The sequence below is a fragment of the Halobacterium zhouii genome (genome assembly GCF_021249405.1).
Classification (GTDB): domain Archaea; phylum Halobacteriota; class Halobacteria; order Halobacteriales; family Halobacteriaceae; genus Halobacterium; species Halobacterium zhouii.
Genome location: NZ_CP089593.1, coordinates 1,833,250 through 1,845,918 on the forward strand (window position 1 = coordinate 1,833,250; position 12,669 = coordinate 1,845,918).

The following is a 12,669-nucleotide window of genomic DNA, read 5'->3' on the forward strand; positions in this document are numbered from 1 at the left end:
TTAGTACACGTACGCGATGACCTGGCCACCGACGCCCTCCTCTCGGGCGTCGTAGTGGCTCATGATGCCGTGGCTGGTGGTGACGACGAGCGTCCCGTAGTCACGGGCGGGGAGGTATCGCTTCTCCCACTGCTCGAAGTCACTCGAACCGACCGAGTACCGCGGCTTCACGGGGCCACATTCGTTGATGGCTCCTTTTAGTTCGATCTCGAAGCGGCCGGCCTTCCCGTCGTCGACGAACTCGAAGCCGTCGATGTACCCGCGGTCGTAGAAGACCTCGAGGACGGAGCCGACCATGTTCGAGGCGGGCTCTACCGTGTGATCCAGATGTCCGACACTCTCGGCATTGTCGATGCCCGAGAGCGCGTTGGACAGGGGGTCGTTCGCTGTCATTGTTAGCTGTACTTCTTGAAGCCCATCGGTCGAGCTATCTCGCGGAAGCACTGTCGACAGAGCCAGATGTCGTACTTCCCGACGAGTCCCTGATTCCGACCGCACCGGCGGCACTCGTGGGACTGGCCCGTCTCCTCAGCGGCTTCTGTCTCGCTCATTCGTTGACCTCCACGTCGAAGTTGGATTCGAGGAACGCGATGGCGTCCTCGGGATTCAGTCGGTGATTCGAGGGGATCTGTCGACTCGCCTGGTCGCGCTTGGAGACGCGGTAGCCCGGGCGAACGAGGTTGACGGTGACGTCGAGCCCGTAGATCCCGATGTTCGGGTCGTACTCCTGGCTCGGGAAGTCCGTGTGCTCCTCGATACCGAAGCTCACGTTCCCGGTGTCGTCGAACTGTCGCGCCGACAGGTCTGCGGCCGGGAGTGCGCGCTCGAGGAAGTCCACGGCCGTGTCGTCGCGTAGCGTGACCTTCGCACCGATTGGGTCACCGTCGCGGATGCCGAACTCGGGTTCCGTCTGCGTCGCCGTCGTGCGGACGGACGTCTGGTTCGTGATCTCCTCGAGGATCGCCTCCGCGTTCTGGAGTTCGACGCCACCGCGACCGACGCCCATGTGGGCGACGACCTTCGCGATGTGGGGCTCGCGCATCTCGTGGAACTCGGCGTCTGCCTCGCTCTCACTCATTCCTCGTCACCTCCGTCAGACTCCGTCTGACGGGATTCGGACTCGTCGCCCTCGTCGCCGACGAAGTTCTCGTCGATGACGACGACGTAATCCTCGACGGTCTCGAAGGACGCGTCCTCGCCGCTCACGCTGACAGTGTTGTCGGCGCTACCGGGCTGAACGCTGATGTCGTCGACGGTGCCGATGTGGCCGGCGTGCTGGCCGGCGACGGCGGTGACGAGCGCGCCCTCCTCGTACTCGAAGTGGGCGACGACGTCGTTCGACTCGTTGTCGACGACGATGGAGTCACCACCGCTGTACTCGTCGTCCTCGACGATGAGGTTCGAGCCGTCGTGCAGATTCAACTGCGTGCGACCGCCGTCGACGAGTGTCTTGTCGGCGACCTTGCTAAGCTTGCTGTCTGCCGCGTCCGCGTCGATCGGCGTGAGTCCGAGGCGGCCGCCCTCGTCCGGGAAGACCCGGTAGTACTCGTCGCGTTCGGGGAACGTCAGGATGTCGAACATCCCGATTGGGCGATTGATGTCGCCGACGTTGTCGCCGTTGACGAGCACGCCCTGCGTGTTGACGGCGTACTTCGCCTCCTTCGAGTTGTCGACGTAGCCCAGGACGTCCCGGAGCACGACGACGAGCGGAACGCCCGACTCGCCGTGCGGACCGGCCCCGGCCTTCGCGGTGAACGTCTCCGTCTTCCGCTCGACAGGCCAGGACTTCGGAACCGAAAGTCGCTTCTGGTGTTTCGTCATTCGTTCTCACCTTCCAGTCGGTCGGCGCGCACGTCGTCCTCGAGGTCGAGGTCGGTGACGCGGAGGTTGCTCGCATCGACCGCGCGCTGGACCTCCTCGCCATCCGCCTTCTCGACGGTGACGTCCTCGACGAACACCGACTCGCTGCGGAGGTCGACGCGGGCGACCTCGGCTTCCGTGCCGGCGTCGTCCCCGCGCATGACCTCGACGGTGTCGCCAGTGTTGACGCGAACGCGGCGCTGCCCGTACTCCTCTCGGAGATCCTCGGACAGGTGCGCTCGCACCTCGGCGTGTCGCTCGTGGAGCGACGCGTTCGCCGAATCGTTTCGCTGTTTGCGTGGTTGCTCGCTCATTGTCTATACGATCATCGTCGCCGTGCTGGCGATCGTTCCGTATCGTTCCGCCACTTCGCGCGAAATCGGGCCCTTGATCTCGGTCCCGCGAGGCTCGCCGAGGTCGTCGATGATGACCGCGGCGTTGTCCTCGAACTTCACGCGCGTGCCGTCCGGCCGTCGGATCGCTTTCCGCTGGCGGACGACGACAGCCTCGAGCACCTGACGGCGCATCTCCGGCGTGCCTTTCGTCACCGAAACGGTGACGGTGTCGCCCAGCCCGGCCTTCGGGTGGCGGTTCTTCGTTCCTTGATACCCTGACACGCTCACGATTTTGAGTTCGCGCGCGCCCGTGTTGTCCGCACACGTGACGAGCGAACCCTTCGCAAGTCCCTGCGTGACGTCGGCCTTGATGGCCTCCATCAGGCGTCACCTCGGTCGGTGATCTCGACCAGTGCGTGGGACTTGGTCTTCGAGAGCGGTCGGGTCTCTGCGATGCGAACCGTGTCGCCTTCCGATACGTCGAAGCACTCCGGCGCGTGGGCCGGCACTCGGGACCGCCGTTTCATGTAGCGGTCGTACTTCGGCACGAATACGTCGTATTCGCGCTCGACGACGACGGTTTTGTCCATTGCTGTAGAGGCCACTTCACCCTCGATGAGCTGTCCGCGCACGGAGAGTTCCCCGTGGAACGGACAGTCATCGTCGGAGCAGGTGTCCTCCGGTTCTGTTACGTTCAGTCCTAGCGCCATTTCGAATCAACTCCTTGTTCGGAGCGAAAAGCGGGTCGTGAGAGCAGTTTCGTTCCATCCACCGTAACGTAGGCCGCGTCGTAGCCGGCAGTATGACTCTCGTCACTGACCGGTTCCGACGCGGTCCCGGCCGCCTTGGGGGCGACCGCGGATTCATCTGTGAGCCGAAACTCGAAGGTGGTCCCCCGCTTGGGAACCTGCGTGACGCCCGAATCATCGCTTACAGCGAGCATCTGCATCGTCTCGCTGACGACACGCCCGGCTGTGCCGACCCGCGAGGGGTCGGTGGACTCGACGACCCGCGCGTGCAGGCCGTTGAGTTCGTGCCGGGTCAGTGTCTCGGGCGTCAGTGGCATCGTTATTCCTCCGTCTCGCTCTCGGTGTCGTCGTCTTCGGAACCGTCCGCGGACGACTCGACGTCGCCCTCCTCGCGCTGGATCGTCTTGATGCGCGCGATGGTCTTCCGCAGTTCGCCGATGCGGCCCGGGTTCTCGGGCGCGCCACCGGCGGCCTTCACGGCCTTCTCGTTGAGGAGTTCCGTCTCGAGGTCCTCGAGTTCCGCCTCTCGCTCCGGCGGCGTCATGTCGCGGATCTCCTGGGTGTAGAGGATCGCCATTATTCCTCACCCTCCTCGGAGTCGTCGGCGGTCTCCTCGGTGTCCTCGGACTCCGCGTCCGAAGACTCCTCGGCGTCCGCGTCGGACTCGTCTTCCTCCATCTCGTCGATGAGGTCTTCGGCCTCGGCTTCCGCGTCGGCGTCGACGTCCTCGAACTCCTCGTCGACGTCTTCTTCGAGTTCGTCGAGGGCTTCCTCGACGTCCTCTTCCTCCTCGGTCTCGGGGGGCGACGTCTCGCTTGCGCCCTCCTCTTCGACGACCTCCTCTTCGACGATCTCCTCGGACGCGACGTCAGCCGCCTCTGCAGCAGTGTCGGCCTCGTCCTCGGGTTCGCCCTCGGCCTCGCCGGCCGGGTCGCTGTCGGTCTCGCCCTCGAGGAGTTGCTCGACGCCTTCCTCGGCGTCGAGGTCCTCCTCGTCCACGACGAGGTCGCCGATCTCGGCGTCCTCCTCGATCTCGAAGTCGTCGGGGAGGTTCGCGCCCGGCGGGATGATCTTCACGTCCACGCCGATGGTGCCGAGTTTCATCACTGCGACACCCTGGCCGTGGTCGACGATCTCCGCCGCAGGCTCGCCGTTGTGCTTGATGTAGCCGCGGTTGAACTTCTCAACGCGGCCGCGGTTGCCGGTGACCTTCCCGCTCAGGACGATCTCGGCGCCCAGCGCGCCGGCCTCCATGATGCGGTCGATGGTCGTGTGACCGGCCTTCCGGAAGTACCAGCCGCGCTCGAGGGCGTTCGCCAGGCGGTCCGCGACGATCTGTGCGTTCAGGTCGGGTTCGTCGACCTCCTGCACGTCGATCTGCGGGTCCTCCAGGTCGAATCGCTCCTCGAGCTGGGTCGTGATCTTCCGGATGTTCTTCCCGCCCTTGCCGATGACCATCCCGGGCTTCTCGGCCTTCAGGACGATCTGGATGCCCATCGGGGTCGGGGCGAGTTCCATGCCACCGTAGCCGGCGCGAGCCAGCTCGTCGGCGAAGAACTCGTCGATCTGGGAGCGCCGAAGACCCTGCTCGATGAACTCCATCTCGTCGGCCATCAGGCGCTCACCTCCTCTGCGTCGGGTTCGGTGACGACGAGTTCGACGTCCACTTCGGGGGTGTTCCACGGGTCCGCCTTCCCCATCGCGCGGGGTTTGCGGCCCTGGGACTCGCCCACCTTGTGGGGTGCGACGTGGTCGATGACCATCTGGTCGCTCTCGAAGCCCTGCTGCTCGGCGTTACTCGACACGTTGTCGAGGAGCTTCAGGAAGTCCTTCGAGGCCTTGTTCGGGTAGCGGCCCGCGTCCCATCCCTCGATGTCGCTTCGGTGACCGACACCGCTGTTGTGCTGCTTGAACGGGACGGACTGCTCCTCGTTCACGACGGCCTCGAGGTACTCTCGAGCGTCCGTGACCGTCTTGCCCTTGATCTCTCGGGCGATGGCCTTGCTGTGCTTCAAGCTGATGGGTCGCTCCCGGAGCATCCCTTTCGCGGATGTGTCGGGGTCGACGTCCACGCTGTAGCTGATTCCCATGGTTATTTGAGCGGCACGAACTTCGAGGAGCGGGTCGCGCCGATGCCCGCCTGCCCGTGTTCGACCGACGACCGGGTGAGCTGGAACTCGCCGAGGTAGTGCCCGATCATCTCGGGCTGAACCTCGACGCGCTCGAACTCCTGGCCGGAGTACACCGCGAACGTCAGCCCGACGAACGACGGGAGCACCGGCATGTCGCGCAGGTGCGTCCGGATCGGGTTGTTCGCCGTCTCCTCGGGCTCTGCCTCGCGGGCCTCCTCGAGTACCTTCTGGTGCTCGTCGGAGAGACCACGGGTGATAGTTCGCCGCGCGCGTGCGGGCAGCAGTTCTGCGACTTCCTCCAGGCTCATGTCCTGGAGTTCGTCGAGTTCGTGACCGCGGTAGGTGAACTCACCTTCGCGGCCGGTTCGGTATTCCGTGCTCATGGTTCAGTTCCCTCCGCGGCCGGTGCGGCGTGAGCCGATGTCACCGACCTTGCGTCCGGGCGGCGCGTTCTTCGAAACGCTCTTCGGCCGACCGGGGTGCTGGCGGCCACCGCCACCGAACGGGTGGTCGACGGCGTTCATCGCCACACCACGGACGCGCGGCCACTTCGTGCCACGCGCCTTCATCTTGTGGTACTTCGAGCCCGCCTTCACGAACGGCTTCTCCGTGCGGCCACCGCCGGCGACCACGCCGATGGTGGCGCGGCAGTCCGGCGAGAGGCGTTTGACTTCGCCGCTCGGAAGCTGAACGACGGCGGCGTCTCGCTCGTGCGTGATGAGGTCGGCGTTGACCCCGGACGCGCGAGCGAACTTGCCACCGTCACCGGGCTGGCTCTCCACGTTACACACCGGGACACCCTCCGGAACCTCGGCGAGCGGCAGGGTGTTGCCCTGCTCGATGCTCGCCGAGATGCCGACCTCGAGGGTGTCGCCGACGCCGACGCCCTCGCTCGCGAGGACGAGACGCTGGTCGTCGTCCTCGAACTGGACGCGAGCGACGGGCGCGCTGCGTGCGGGGTCGTGTTCGACGTCGATGACCTCGCCCGCGAGCACCTCCTCGTCCTCGGTGTGCTTGTGCGACAGTTCTGCTTTGTATCGGTGCGACGGTGCGCGGAACGTCGAGGTACCGCGACCACGTCGCTGACCCTGGATTCGTCGTCCCATATTCAGAACACCCCGATGCGGGAGGCGACGTCCTGCGCGTCGTCCTCCTCGGACAGCGTGACCGTGGCCTTCTTCTCGGCCTGCGGCGTCACCTGCGTGTTCACGTTGGTGATGGTCACGTCGTACTGGTTCTCGATCTCCTCACGAATCTCGGGCTTCGCGGCGTCGAGACTGACGATGAACTGGAGCTTGTTGTCGAAGTCCATCTCGTCCATCGCCTTCTCGGTGACGAGGGGGTAGTCGATGATATCGCTCATCGGTCTGCCACCTCCTCGACCGCGCTCTCGGTCCAGAGCGTGAGTCGGCCGGGCTCCGTGCCCGGCGCGAGGTCCTCTGCGTTCACTTCCCGACCCGTGGCCACGTCGACGCCCGCGAGGTTGCGGGCGGCCTTCGACGGACCGTTCTCGCTGGACGTGACGACGAGGACCGAGGACGGGCGCTGGTACTTGCGCCCACGAAGTGTCCCCTGTCCGGCGCGGACGTTCTTACCGTCGTCTGCGCGCTGGATGTCGTCGAAGACGCCGAGCGCGTCGAGTGCGTCGGCGGCCTCCTGGGTCTTCACGAGGTCCTCGAACTCGTCGCTCACGACGAGCGGGAGTTCGGTGTCGTCCTCGAAGCGGTGGCCGCGCTCGGCCACGAGGTCGCTGTCCGTCGTCGCCCCGATGGCGCTGCGGACGGCGGCCTTCCGCTCCTTGTCGTTGAGGTCGAGCGTCGGATCTTCCTCGGCTTTCGGCGGGTGCGCCTTCCGACCGCCGACGGTGTGGGGCACGCGCGCGCCACGACCGTTGGTGCGTGGCGTGTGCGACATGCCGCGGCCGCTACCGTGCGACTCGGCGGAGGTGCGCAGGCCCGCGTACTCGTCGGAGCCGTGCTGCTGTTTTCGGTTGGCCTGAGCGGCGAGGACGGCACGCTTGATGAGGTCCGGCCGGAACGGTTCGGTGAACGCGTCCGGCAGGTCCAGCGTGCCAGCGTCGTCGCCGTCGAGGCCGCGTACGGTTGCCTGCATAGGTTATCCCTGGTTAGATTCTGTGCTGACGAAGCGCACCTCTGGGTCGAGGCGCGGCGATTCGTTCGGTCGGACGGCCGGACGGAAGCGCACGAGGCGCTGGTCCGGGCCGGGCACCGAGCCCTTCACGAGCGTGTACGGGCCGTCGACTTCGCCGTAGTTCGGGAAGCCACCGTCCGCGTTCACGTCCTCGCCCTCACCGAAGTCGATGAGGCGCTTGTTGAGCTCCGTGCGCTGGTGGTAGCCAGTCTGCCCCAGCTGGGGGACCGTCGAGCGCACGCGGCTCGGGTTCCACGGACCGAGGTTGCCGATGCGGCGCCGCCAGCCCTGGCGAGCGTGCTTGCCTTTCCGCTTTTGCACGCCCCAGCGCTTGACGGGCCCCTGGGTCCCTTTGCCCGTGGTGACGCCCGCGACGTCGGTGAACTCGCCCGCGCGGAACACGTCGCCGAAGTCGTGTGCACCGCCCTCGTCGATGAGGTCGAGTGCGAATTCGGCGCGGTCGTCGAGCGAGCCGCCGCCGACGCGCGTCTCCATGATGTCTGGTTTCTTCTTCGGGACGCTCTTGACCTCGCCGGGCACCGTGTGCGTGATGACACGGATGTCGGCGACGTCGTTCTCGTCGAGCGCCGCGGTCAGTTCGTCTGCGTCGCCGCCCTCTTCGGGGACGGACAGCGCGCGGTCGAGATCCTCGTGGACGTCGTCGGCCCACACCTCGGTGAGCGGCTTCTTGCCGTACGGCGTGTCCTCGTAGACACGCACGGCTGCCGCTCGCATCGGAGGCGTTTCCACGACGGTGACTGGCACGGACGTTTCCATGCCCTCCGTCGGGGAGTTGGCCTTGTCGTCGACGAGGACGACGTGGGTCATCCCGGCCTTGTAGCCGGCGAAGCCCTGAAGACCAACCTGGCCGTCGTCTGCGGGCCACGAGTTGAAGCGCGGCACTTCACTCTCCGCGCGCTTGCGGGGACTGAACCCCATCGAGCCTTTTCGTGGTCGGTTTGGCTGTGGCATCGTATCACTCCGTGAGCGTTAGGCAGCCGAGGGAGGCGAACATCGCTTCCTCGGTTCGCACGACCTCGCTGCCTTGCGACGGGATGGTGTTGAGCCAGGCGTCGAACCCCGTGGGAGCGTCGGAAGTGGTGGCGACGTTCTCGCTGACCGCCTCGGGTTCGGAGCCGATGTCGTCCGGCTCCAGCCCCAGGATGGGCGGTAAGCCCCGTCCTGGCGCCCCGAAGGCGACGGTCAGTCCGTCCCGGTTCGTGCGTTCGACGTACCCCTCTAGCGAGGCCACGGAAAGTGGCTCGCCGTGCCGAGAGGTGGCGATGCGAACGCCCGCGTCGGGGCGGTCGAGAGCGTCACCGAGGTCCATGCGGTCGACCGAGAACCCCGGAAGGGGTTCGTCGACGATCTTCGCACGAACCGGTCGTCGCGAAGAGACCCTGATGGTCACGCGCTCCCCCTCCACGAGCTCCCGATTGGGAGGTGAGTGGAGGGAGATCGGGTGTTGCATTCCGCAATTGACCCGAACGCGCCCTTCAGATCCGACCTGGGTCACGATTCCCTGTCGTATCGACCCAGACCCGCTCGAGTCTGAGCCGGTCCATGACGAGAGGCGGAGCGGCGGCAGGACACCGGCGTACTCCAGTTCGTCGCGGGTGTCGAATGCCTCCTTTCGGAGGTAGGGTGGCGTCGCGGCGTACCGCAACACCGTTTCGACGAACCCGCCGCCCCACTTCCGCTCGCCGTCTTCGTCGGGGAAGACGACGAGGCGGTCTGCCCGGAACACCGCCGCCGCGCGGGCGACGTAACCGAGTTTGCGGGTCGCCTCCCGCTTGTCCTCGGCTTCCCGGACGAGGGACGACGGCACGAGTACGCTGAGTGTCATGCCGGGTCGCGTCCGTGTCTCGTCACGAGACTGTAGGCTACCTACCAAAGCCTTCACTAAAAGGGTGGCGTTTCCGAAGCTGGCCTGTGAGCCCGTCACACCCCGTCTACTGGCCGAATCGTGTGTAAGTGGTTCTCACTGGGCAGACGGTGTGTCCGGCCGCGGCCGTGGCGCAGTCTCCCGGTTACAGGGGAACACCGGGGCCGAATCCCAGTCGCAAAGAACGGATTTATATACGACCCTGCCATTGAATCAGATGCGAGGACGGAAGCCCCGTGCTCCACTGCGCGCTGGTAGTGTAGTGGTATCACGTGACCTTGCCATGGTCACAACCTGGGTTCAAATCCCAGCCAGCGCACTTCTCCCATATTCACGACCGCGAGAGACCTCTGTGTCTCCACTTCACCCCCGAAGCGACGCGTGTATCGCTCCGCGTGTCACGACGTTCGTTTGACAATCAGGACTGGGACGTCGACTGTCCGTAGCACGGCGGAGGCGACACTCCCGACGAGTTGCCGCTTGAGATTCGACCGGCCGTGGGAGCTCATGGCGACGAGTCCGATGTCGTGTTCCTCGACGTACTCCTGGATACCCACCGCGGGACCGCCGAACGACGTCGTCCGTTCGACGGCGGTCTGGACGTCGACGTCCGACTGGGTTTTCGCGATTTCGGCCGCGATCCGGTCGACGGCCTCCTGGCCCTCCGCTTCGAGTCGTTCGACGAACTCCGTCTCGAGGCCGCCCGCGTTGAACAGACCACCTGCGGCTTGCAGGTCCACGACGTTGAGAACGTGAAGAGTCGAGTCGAGGTTAGTCGCGAACGCCACACCGTGCGGGGTGACGGTTTCGCCGTTCCCGCTTCCGTCCGTCGGAATCAGTACCCGTGAGTAGTCGGCCGTCGTCTCACCCACGGAGTCTCCGCCCGGGACGACGAACACGGGAACGTCGCCCCGGTGGAGGACGTTCTCGGTGACGCTGCCGAGGAGGCGCTTGCCGAGTCCAGTCGTTCCCTGTCTACCGATCACGACGAGGTCGGTGTCCCGTTCGGCCGCGTACTTGCTGATTTGCACAGCGGGCTTACCAGTCACCAGTTTCGTCGTGACCGGGTGGTCAAGTTCGGCGGCGAGCGTCTCGATCGCTGCGAGGGTGGTCTCGCCCGCCTCTCTGAGGCGTGCCTCCTCGTCGTCCGTCTTCGCGAGGCGGCGGATGTTCTGTTCCACGACGTAGAGCACGTCGACGGTCGAGTCGAAGGCTGACGCGAGTTCGAGGCCGCGCCGAGCGGCGTGCTCGGCTTCGTCGCTCCCGTCGACTGGAATCACGATGTGGTCGTACATTGCCCAGTGGTTCGAGTTCGCGGTTCACTCCCGCCGTCGTTCACTGGCGTCCCGTTTGTCCCTGGGTGACGCCTACGTATCTCGGACGGTGTTGGTGTCTGCGTCTCGGTGGTCCCGCCGGGACATCCGGAACAGCGGGTAGAAGACGTAGAGGCCGGCGAGGCCGACGAGCGTGTAGATGATGCGGAGGACGAGCTCGGCGGCGTCCGGTCGGAATATCGGTTCGATGATCTGCGCAACGACGTTGATCTCGACGAGACCGATGATGCCCCAGTTCAGCGCGCCGATGATGAGCAGCGCGAAACACACCCAGTCAAGGGCGTTCAGGTTGGACGCCATGCCCCTCCAGAGAACCCATTGGGACGTTGTTATTTGGAGAGTACGCGAGTCCGCGAACGCGCAAGCGACCAGTAGGTGACGAGTTGGTTGCGGAGAGTTACGGGGCGGCGTGTGGCGCGCGAGTCCTGGGCAACTCGATCGGAAGCGAACGGCTATCCGCGCGCCCGGAACTCACGGCCGAGGGCGAGTACGACAGCGGCGAGTGCGACTGTCACTGCAATCGGACTCGAGTCGCCGCCGAAGCGCCAGCCGAACGCGACGTAGCCGACGACGCCGACGATGCAGGCGAGCACGCCGACGACGGTGAGGGCAGCGGAACTGTCAGCCGTACAGCCCTGTTACCCAGAGGAACGTGAAAAACGTTCGCGCTGGTCGGACACGCTCCAGAATCGCCACTCGAAGAACTTTCACCGAGTTTACGTTAATCTACTTCATCAGTTTGGATGACACGATTCCGAGAGTGGGTGCGTACTGCTCTTGTCTCGGCGGTTTTGGCGATGGGCTGTGATAATGAGGGACAACCTCACGGTGGTTTCTTGTCGATTCAGAACAACGGTGTGGTGACTGCCGATGCCCCGTCTCTCCAAGTCCCAGGTCATCCTCCGCTACTACCTCTACCGGGCGGTCGGCCGCAGTAGCTTTCACTACCCCGTCTACACGCTTTTCCTGCTGTTCAACGGGCTGAGTCTCCCCCAGATCGGCCTCATCGCTACCATCCAGTCCATCGTCGTCGTGACGGGCGAGGTGCCGACCGGCTACATCGGCGACCGCATCGGCCGCCGGAACAGCCTCGTGGTCGGCTCGATCATCATGCTCATCTCGAACGCCAGTTACCTCGTCGCCACCGACTTCATCGGGTTCACGTTCACGTTCGTGATGCTGTCGTTCGGCGGGACGTTCATGTCCGGGAGCGGGAGCGCGTGGCTCTACGACACCCTCAGAGAGTACGACGTAGAAGACAGATACACGCACGTGAGCGGGCGCGGGCGCGCAATCGGACTCTGGGTGAGCGTCGTCACGCTCCCCGCGGGCGGATTCCTCTACGCCATCAACCGGTTCTATCCCTTCTACGCGGGCGTTGCGACGGCGACGCTGAGTCTTCTGCTCGTGCTTCGACTGCCGAAGAACCGGATGTACGACGCGGACGTCGACGACGAGGACGACGACCGGATGACCATCGTGGACGCGCTCCCGATTATCCGCGACCAGTTGCGGGCGCCGGACCTGCGCTGGTTCGTCGTCTACCTGGCGCTGTTCAGCGGCGCCATCATGACGATGGACATGTGGATTCAGCCCATCGTACAGGACACGCTCGAAACGACGTTCGGCCCCCAACTCCGCGACTGGGGGCTGACGAAGGGACCGATCCTCGGGTTGCTGTATGGGGCGTTCACGGTGATGTCAGCCATCGCGAGCGACTACGCGAGCGACGTCGAGGACCTGCTCGGCGTGCGGTACGCGATGATGCTGATTCCGGTGTCTATCGCCGCCGTATACGTGTTTGCGGGGCTGTTCCCACTACTCGTGTTCCCGATGCTGTTCGTGATGAAGGGCGGGAGTGCGCTCACGCGCCCCATCTCGAATCACTACGTCAACGACCAGGTGCAGTCGGTGGGGCGCGCGACGCTGCTGTCCTCCGTGAACATGCTGCGCCAGGTCGCAGGCATCCCGTTCCGCGTGGGCAGCGGCATCCTCGCCGGGATGTTCACGTCGATGAAGGCCGTCGCCATCCTCGGTGGCCTGTTCATCGTCGGGTGGGCGCTACTGTGGCTGTTCAGGTCGCCAGTGAGCGCCGACTACGAGCGGTCCGCAGAGCCGAACGCGTCCGTGGAGTCGACGACGACAGAGGACTGACGCGTCCCGTCACCCTTTCGACGTTGGCTTCGGCCACCGGTCGCAGAGGACTAAGTGACTCCCCGTCCC

The 12,669-nt window shown here is 65.3% G+C and carries 21 protein-coding genes and 1 tRNA gene; 2 read left to right on the plus strand and 20 right to left on the minus strand.

Going from position 1 to position 12,669, the window contains the following annotated elements; genetic code table 11:
* The 17 genes from LT970_RS09510 to LT970_RS09590 are packed head-to-tail and all read right to left on the minus strand — an operon-like array spanning position 1 to position 9,073.
* Positions 1–393, minus strand: a complete 393-nt coding sequence (locus tag LT970_RS09510) for a 30S ribosomal protein S8 (RefSeq protein ID WP_232686229.1) — start codon at positions 391–393, stop codon at positions 1–3.
* Between the two features lie 2 nt (positions 394–395).
* Complete coding sequence (locus LT970_RS09515; RefSeq protein ID WP_232686230.1) at positions 396–551, minus strand: 30S ribosomal protein S14; 156 nt, start codon at positions 549–551, stop codon at positions 396–398.
* Complete coding sequence (locus LT970_RS09520) at positions 548–1,078, minus strand: 50S ribosomal protein L5 (RefSeq protein ID WP_232686231.1); 531 nt, start codon at positions 1,076–1,078, stop codon at positions 548–550. The genes LT970_RS09515 and LT970_RS09520 overlap by 4 nt, the downstream gene beginning before the upstream one ends.
* Positions 1,075–1,821, minus strand: coding sequence for a 30S ribosomal protein S4e (locus LT970_RS09525; RefSeq protein ID WP_232686232.1), 747 nt, complete (start codon positions 1,819–1,821; stop codon positions 1,075–1,077). The genes LT970_RS09520 and LT970_RS09525 overlap by 4 nt, the downstream gene beginning before the upstream one ends.
* Positions 1,818–2,174, minus strand: a complete 357-nt coding sequence (rplX, locus tag LT970_RS09530; RefSeq protein WP_232686233.1) for a 50S ribosomal protein L24 — start codon at positions 2,172–2,174, stop codon at positions 1,818–1,820. Before rplX ends, LT970_RS09525 begins: the two co-directional genes overlap by 4 nt.
* A 3-nt stretch (positions 2,175–2,177) precedes the next feature.
* A complete protein-coding gene (locus tag LT970_RS09535) occupies positions 2,178–2,576 on the minus strand; it encodes a 50S ribosomal protein L14 (protein ID WP_232686234.1) in 399 nt (132 codons plus the stop codon).
* Entirely contained in the window at positions 2,576–2,905 is a 330-nt protein-coding gene (locus LT970_RS09540; RefSeq protein ID WP_232686235.1) for a 30S ribosomal protein S17, read from the minus strand. Before LT970_RS09540 ends, LT970_RS09535 begins: the two co-directional genes overlap by 1 nt.
* The gene (locus tag LT970_RS09545) at positions 2,896–3,261 is read right to left on the minus strand and encodes a ribonuclease P protein component 1 (RefSeq protein WP_232686236.1); all 366 of its coding nucleotides are present in this window, start codon (positions 3,259–3,261) and stop codon (positions 2,896–2,898) included. Before LT970_RS09545 ends, LT970_RS09540 begins: the two co-directional genes overlap by 10 nt.
* A gap of 2 nt (positions 3,262–3,263) precedes the next feature.
* The gene (gene rpmC, locus LT970_RS09550) at positions 3,264–3,521 is read right to left on the minus strand and encodes a 50S ribosomal protein L29 (protein WP_232686237.1); all 258 of its coding nucleotides are present in this window, start codon (positions 3,519–3,521) and stop codon (positions 3,264–3,266) included.
* Complete coding sequence (locus LT970_RS09555; RefSeq protein ID WP_232686238.1) at positions 3,521–4,558, minus strand: 30S ribosomal protein S3; 1,038 nt, start codon at positions 4,556–4,558, stop codon at positions 3,521–3,523. The genes rpmC and LT970_RS09555 overlap by 1 nt, the downstream gene beginning before the upstream one ends.
* On the minus strand, positions 4,558–5,034 hold the full coding sequence (locus LT970_RS09560) for a 50S ribosomal protein L22 (RefSeq protein ID WP_232686239.1): 477 nt from the start codon (positions 5,032–5,034) through the stop codon (positions 4,558–4,560). Before LT970_RS09560 ends, LT970_RS09555 begins: the two co-directional genes overlap by 1 nt.
* 2 nt (positions 5,035–5,036) lie before the next feature.
* Complete coding sequence (locus LT970_RS09565; protein WP_232686240.1) at positions 5,037–5,459, minus strand: 30S ribosomal protein S19; 423 nt, start codon at positions 5,457–5,459, stop codon at positions 5,037–5,039.
* 3 nt (positions 5,460–5,462) lie between these two features.
* Complete coding sequence (locus LT970_RS09570) at positions 5,463–6,182, minus strand: 50S ribosomal protein L2 (RefSeq protein ID WP_232686241.1); 720 nt, start codon at positions 6,180–6,182, stop codon at positions 5,463–5,465.
* Positions 6,183–6,184: 2 nt separating this feature from the next.
* Positions 6,185–6,439, minus strand: a complete 255-nt coding sequence (locus tag LT970_RS09575; RefSeq protein WP_232686242.1) for a 50S ribosomal protein L23 — start codon at positions 6,437–6,439, stop codon at positions 6,185–6,187.
* Complete coding sequence (gene rpl4p, locus LT970_RS09580; protein ID WP_232686243.1) at positions 6,436–7,188, minus strand: 50S ribosomal protein L4; 753 nt, start codon at positions 7,186–7,188, stop codon at positions 6,436–6,438. Before rpl4p ends, LT970_RS09575 begins: the two co-directional genes overlap by 4 nt.
* A gap of 3 nt (positions 7,189–7,191) precedes the next feature.
* Complete coding sequence (locus LT970_RS09585) at positions 7,192–8,199, minus strand: 50S ribosomal protein L3 (RefSeq protein WP_232686244.1); 1,008 nt, start codon at positions 8,197–8,199, stop codon at positions 7,192–7,194.
* Positions 8,200–8,203: 4 nt separating this feature from the next.
* Positions 8,204–9,073: a putative RNA uridine N3 methyltransferase gene (locus LT970_RS09590; RefSeq protein ID WP_232686245.1), complete on the minus strand. Its 870-nt coding sequence runs from the start codon at positions 9,071–9,073 to the stop codon at positions 8,204–8,206.
* Positions 9,074–9,360: 287 nt separating this feature from the next.
* Between LT970_RS09590 and LT970_RS09595 the strand changes: the two genes are divergently transcribed.
* Positions 9,361–9,431: transfer RNA gene (locus tag LT970_RS09595), tRNA-Gly, on the plus strand.
* A gap of 79 nt (positions 9,432–9,510) precedes the next feature.
* Here LT970_RS09595 and LT970_RS09600 read toward each other — a convergent pair.
* The 3 genes from LT970_RS09600 to LT970_RS09610 form a co-directional block, all read right to left on the minus strand.
* Positions 9,511–10,407: a universal stress protein gene (locus tag LT970_RS09600; protein ID WP_232686246.1), complete on the minus strand. Its 897-nt coding sequence runs from the start codon at positions 10,405–10,407 to the stop codon at positions 9,511–9,513.
* Positions 10,408–10,479: 72 nt separating this feature from the next.
* A complete protein-coding gene (locus LT970_RS09605; RefSeq protein WP_232686247.1) occupies positions 10,480–10,746 on the minus strand; it encodes a DUF378 domain-containing protein in 267 nt (88 codons plus the stop codon).
* Positions 10,747–10,898: 152 nt separating this feature from the next.
* Positions 10,899–11,039, minus strand: a complete 141-nt coding sequence (locus LT970_RS09610) for a hypothetical protein (RefSeq protein WP_232686248.1) — start codon at positions 11,037–11,039, stop codon at positions 10,899–10,901.
* Positions 11,040–11,316: 277 nt separating this feature from the next.
* Between LT970_RS09610 and LT970_RS09615 the strand changes: the two genes are divergently transcribed.
* Positions 11,317–12,600, plus strand: coding sequence for an MFS transporter (locus LT970_RS09615; protein WP_232686249.1), 1,284 nt, complete (start codon positions 11,317–11,319; stop codon positions 12,598–12,600).
* Positions 12,601–12,669 lie beyond the last annotated feature (69 nt).

Excerpts from the sequence above, each read along its gene's own strand:
- LT970_RS09545 (WP_232686236.1), bottom strand. The coding sequence starts at position 3,261 with ATGCCACTGACGCCCGAGACACTGACCCGGCACGAACTCAACGGCCTG.
- LT970_RS09540 (WP_232686235.1), bottom strand. The coding sequence starts at position 2,905 with ATGGCGCTAGGACTGAACGTAACAGAACCGGAGGACACCTGCTCCGAC.
- LT970_RS09510 (WP_232686229.1), bottom strand. The coding sequence starts at position 393 with ATGACAGCGAACGACCCCCTGTCCAACGCGCTCTCGGGCATCGACAAT.
- LT970_RS09565 (WP_232686240.1), bottom strand. The coding sequence starts at position 5,459 with ATGAGCACGGAATACCGAACCGGCCGCGAAGGTGAGTTCACCTACCGC.
- LT970_RS09570 (WP_232686241.1), bottom strand. The coding sequence starts at position 6,182 with ATGGGACGACGAATCCAGGGTCAGCGACGTGGTCGCGGTACCTCGACG.
- LT970_RS09515 (WP_232686230.1), bottom strand. The coding sequence starts at position 551 with ATGAGCGAGACAGAAGCCGCTGAGGAGACGGGCCAGTCCCACGAGTGC.
- rpl4p (WP_232686243.1), bottom strand. The coding sequence starts at position 7,188 with ATGCAGGCAACCGTACGCGGCCTCGACGGCGACGACGCTGGCACGCTG.
- LT970_RS09590 (WP_232686245.1), bottom strand. The coding sequence starts at position 9,073 with ATGACACTCAGCGTACTCGTGCCGTCGTCCCTCGTCCGGGAAGCCGAG.
- LT970_RS09605 (WP_232686247.1), bottom strand. The coding sequence starts at position 10,746 with ATGGCGTCCAACCTGAACGCCCTTGACTGGGTGTGTTTCGCGCTGCTC.
- LT970_RS09555 (WP_232686238.1), bottom strand. The coding sequence starts at position 4,558 with ATGGCCGACGAGATGGAGTTCATCGAGCAGGGTCTTCGGCGCTCCCAG.
- LT970_RS09600 (WP_232686246.1), bottom strand. The coding sequence starts at position 10,407 with ATGTACGACCACATCGTGATTCCAGTCGACGGGAGCGACGAAGCCGAG.
- LT970_RS09585 (WP_232686244.1), bottom strand. The coding sequence starts at position 8,199 with ATGCCACAGCCAAACCGACCACGAAAAGGCTCGATGGGGTTCAGTCCC.
- LT970_RS09560 (WP_232686239.1), bottom strand. The coding sequence starts at position 5,034 with ATGGGAATCAGCTACAGCGTGGACGTCGACCCCGACACATCCGCGAAA.
- rplX (WP_232686233.1), bottom strand. The coding sequence starts at position 2,174 with ATGAGCGAGCAACCACGCAAACAGCGAAACGATTCGGCGAACGCGTCG.
- LT970_RS09525 (WP_232686232.1), bottom strand. The coding sequence starts at position 1,821 with ATGACGAAACACCAGAAGCGACTTTCGGTTCCGAAGTCCTGGCCTGTC.
- LT970_RS09615 (WP_232686249.1), top strand. The coding sequence starts at position 11,317 with ATGCCCCGTCTCTCCAAGTCCCAGGTCATCCTCCGCTACTACCTCTAC.
- LT970_RS09575 (WP_232686242.1), bottom strand. The coding sequence starts at position 6,439 with ATGAGCGATATCATCGACTACCCCCTCGTCACCGAGAAGGCGATGGAC.
- LT970_RS09520 (WP_232686231.1), bottom strand. The coding sequence starts at position 1,078 with ATGAGTGAGAGCGAGGCAGACGCCGAGTTCCACGAGATGCGCGAGCCC.
- LT970_RS09535 (WP_232686234.1), bottom strand. The coding sequence starts at position 2,576 with ATGGAGGCCATCAAGGCCGACGTCACGCAGGGACTTGCGAAGGGTTCG.
- rpmC (WP_232686237.1), bottom strand. The coding sequence starts at position 3,521 with ATGGCGATCCTCTACACCCAGGAGATCCGCGACATGACGCCGCCGGAG.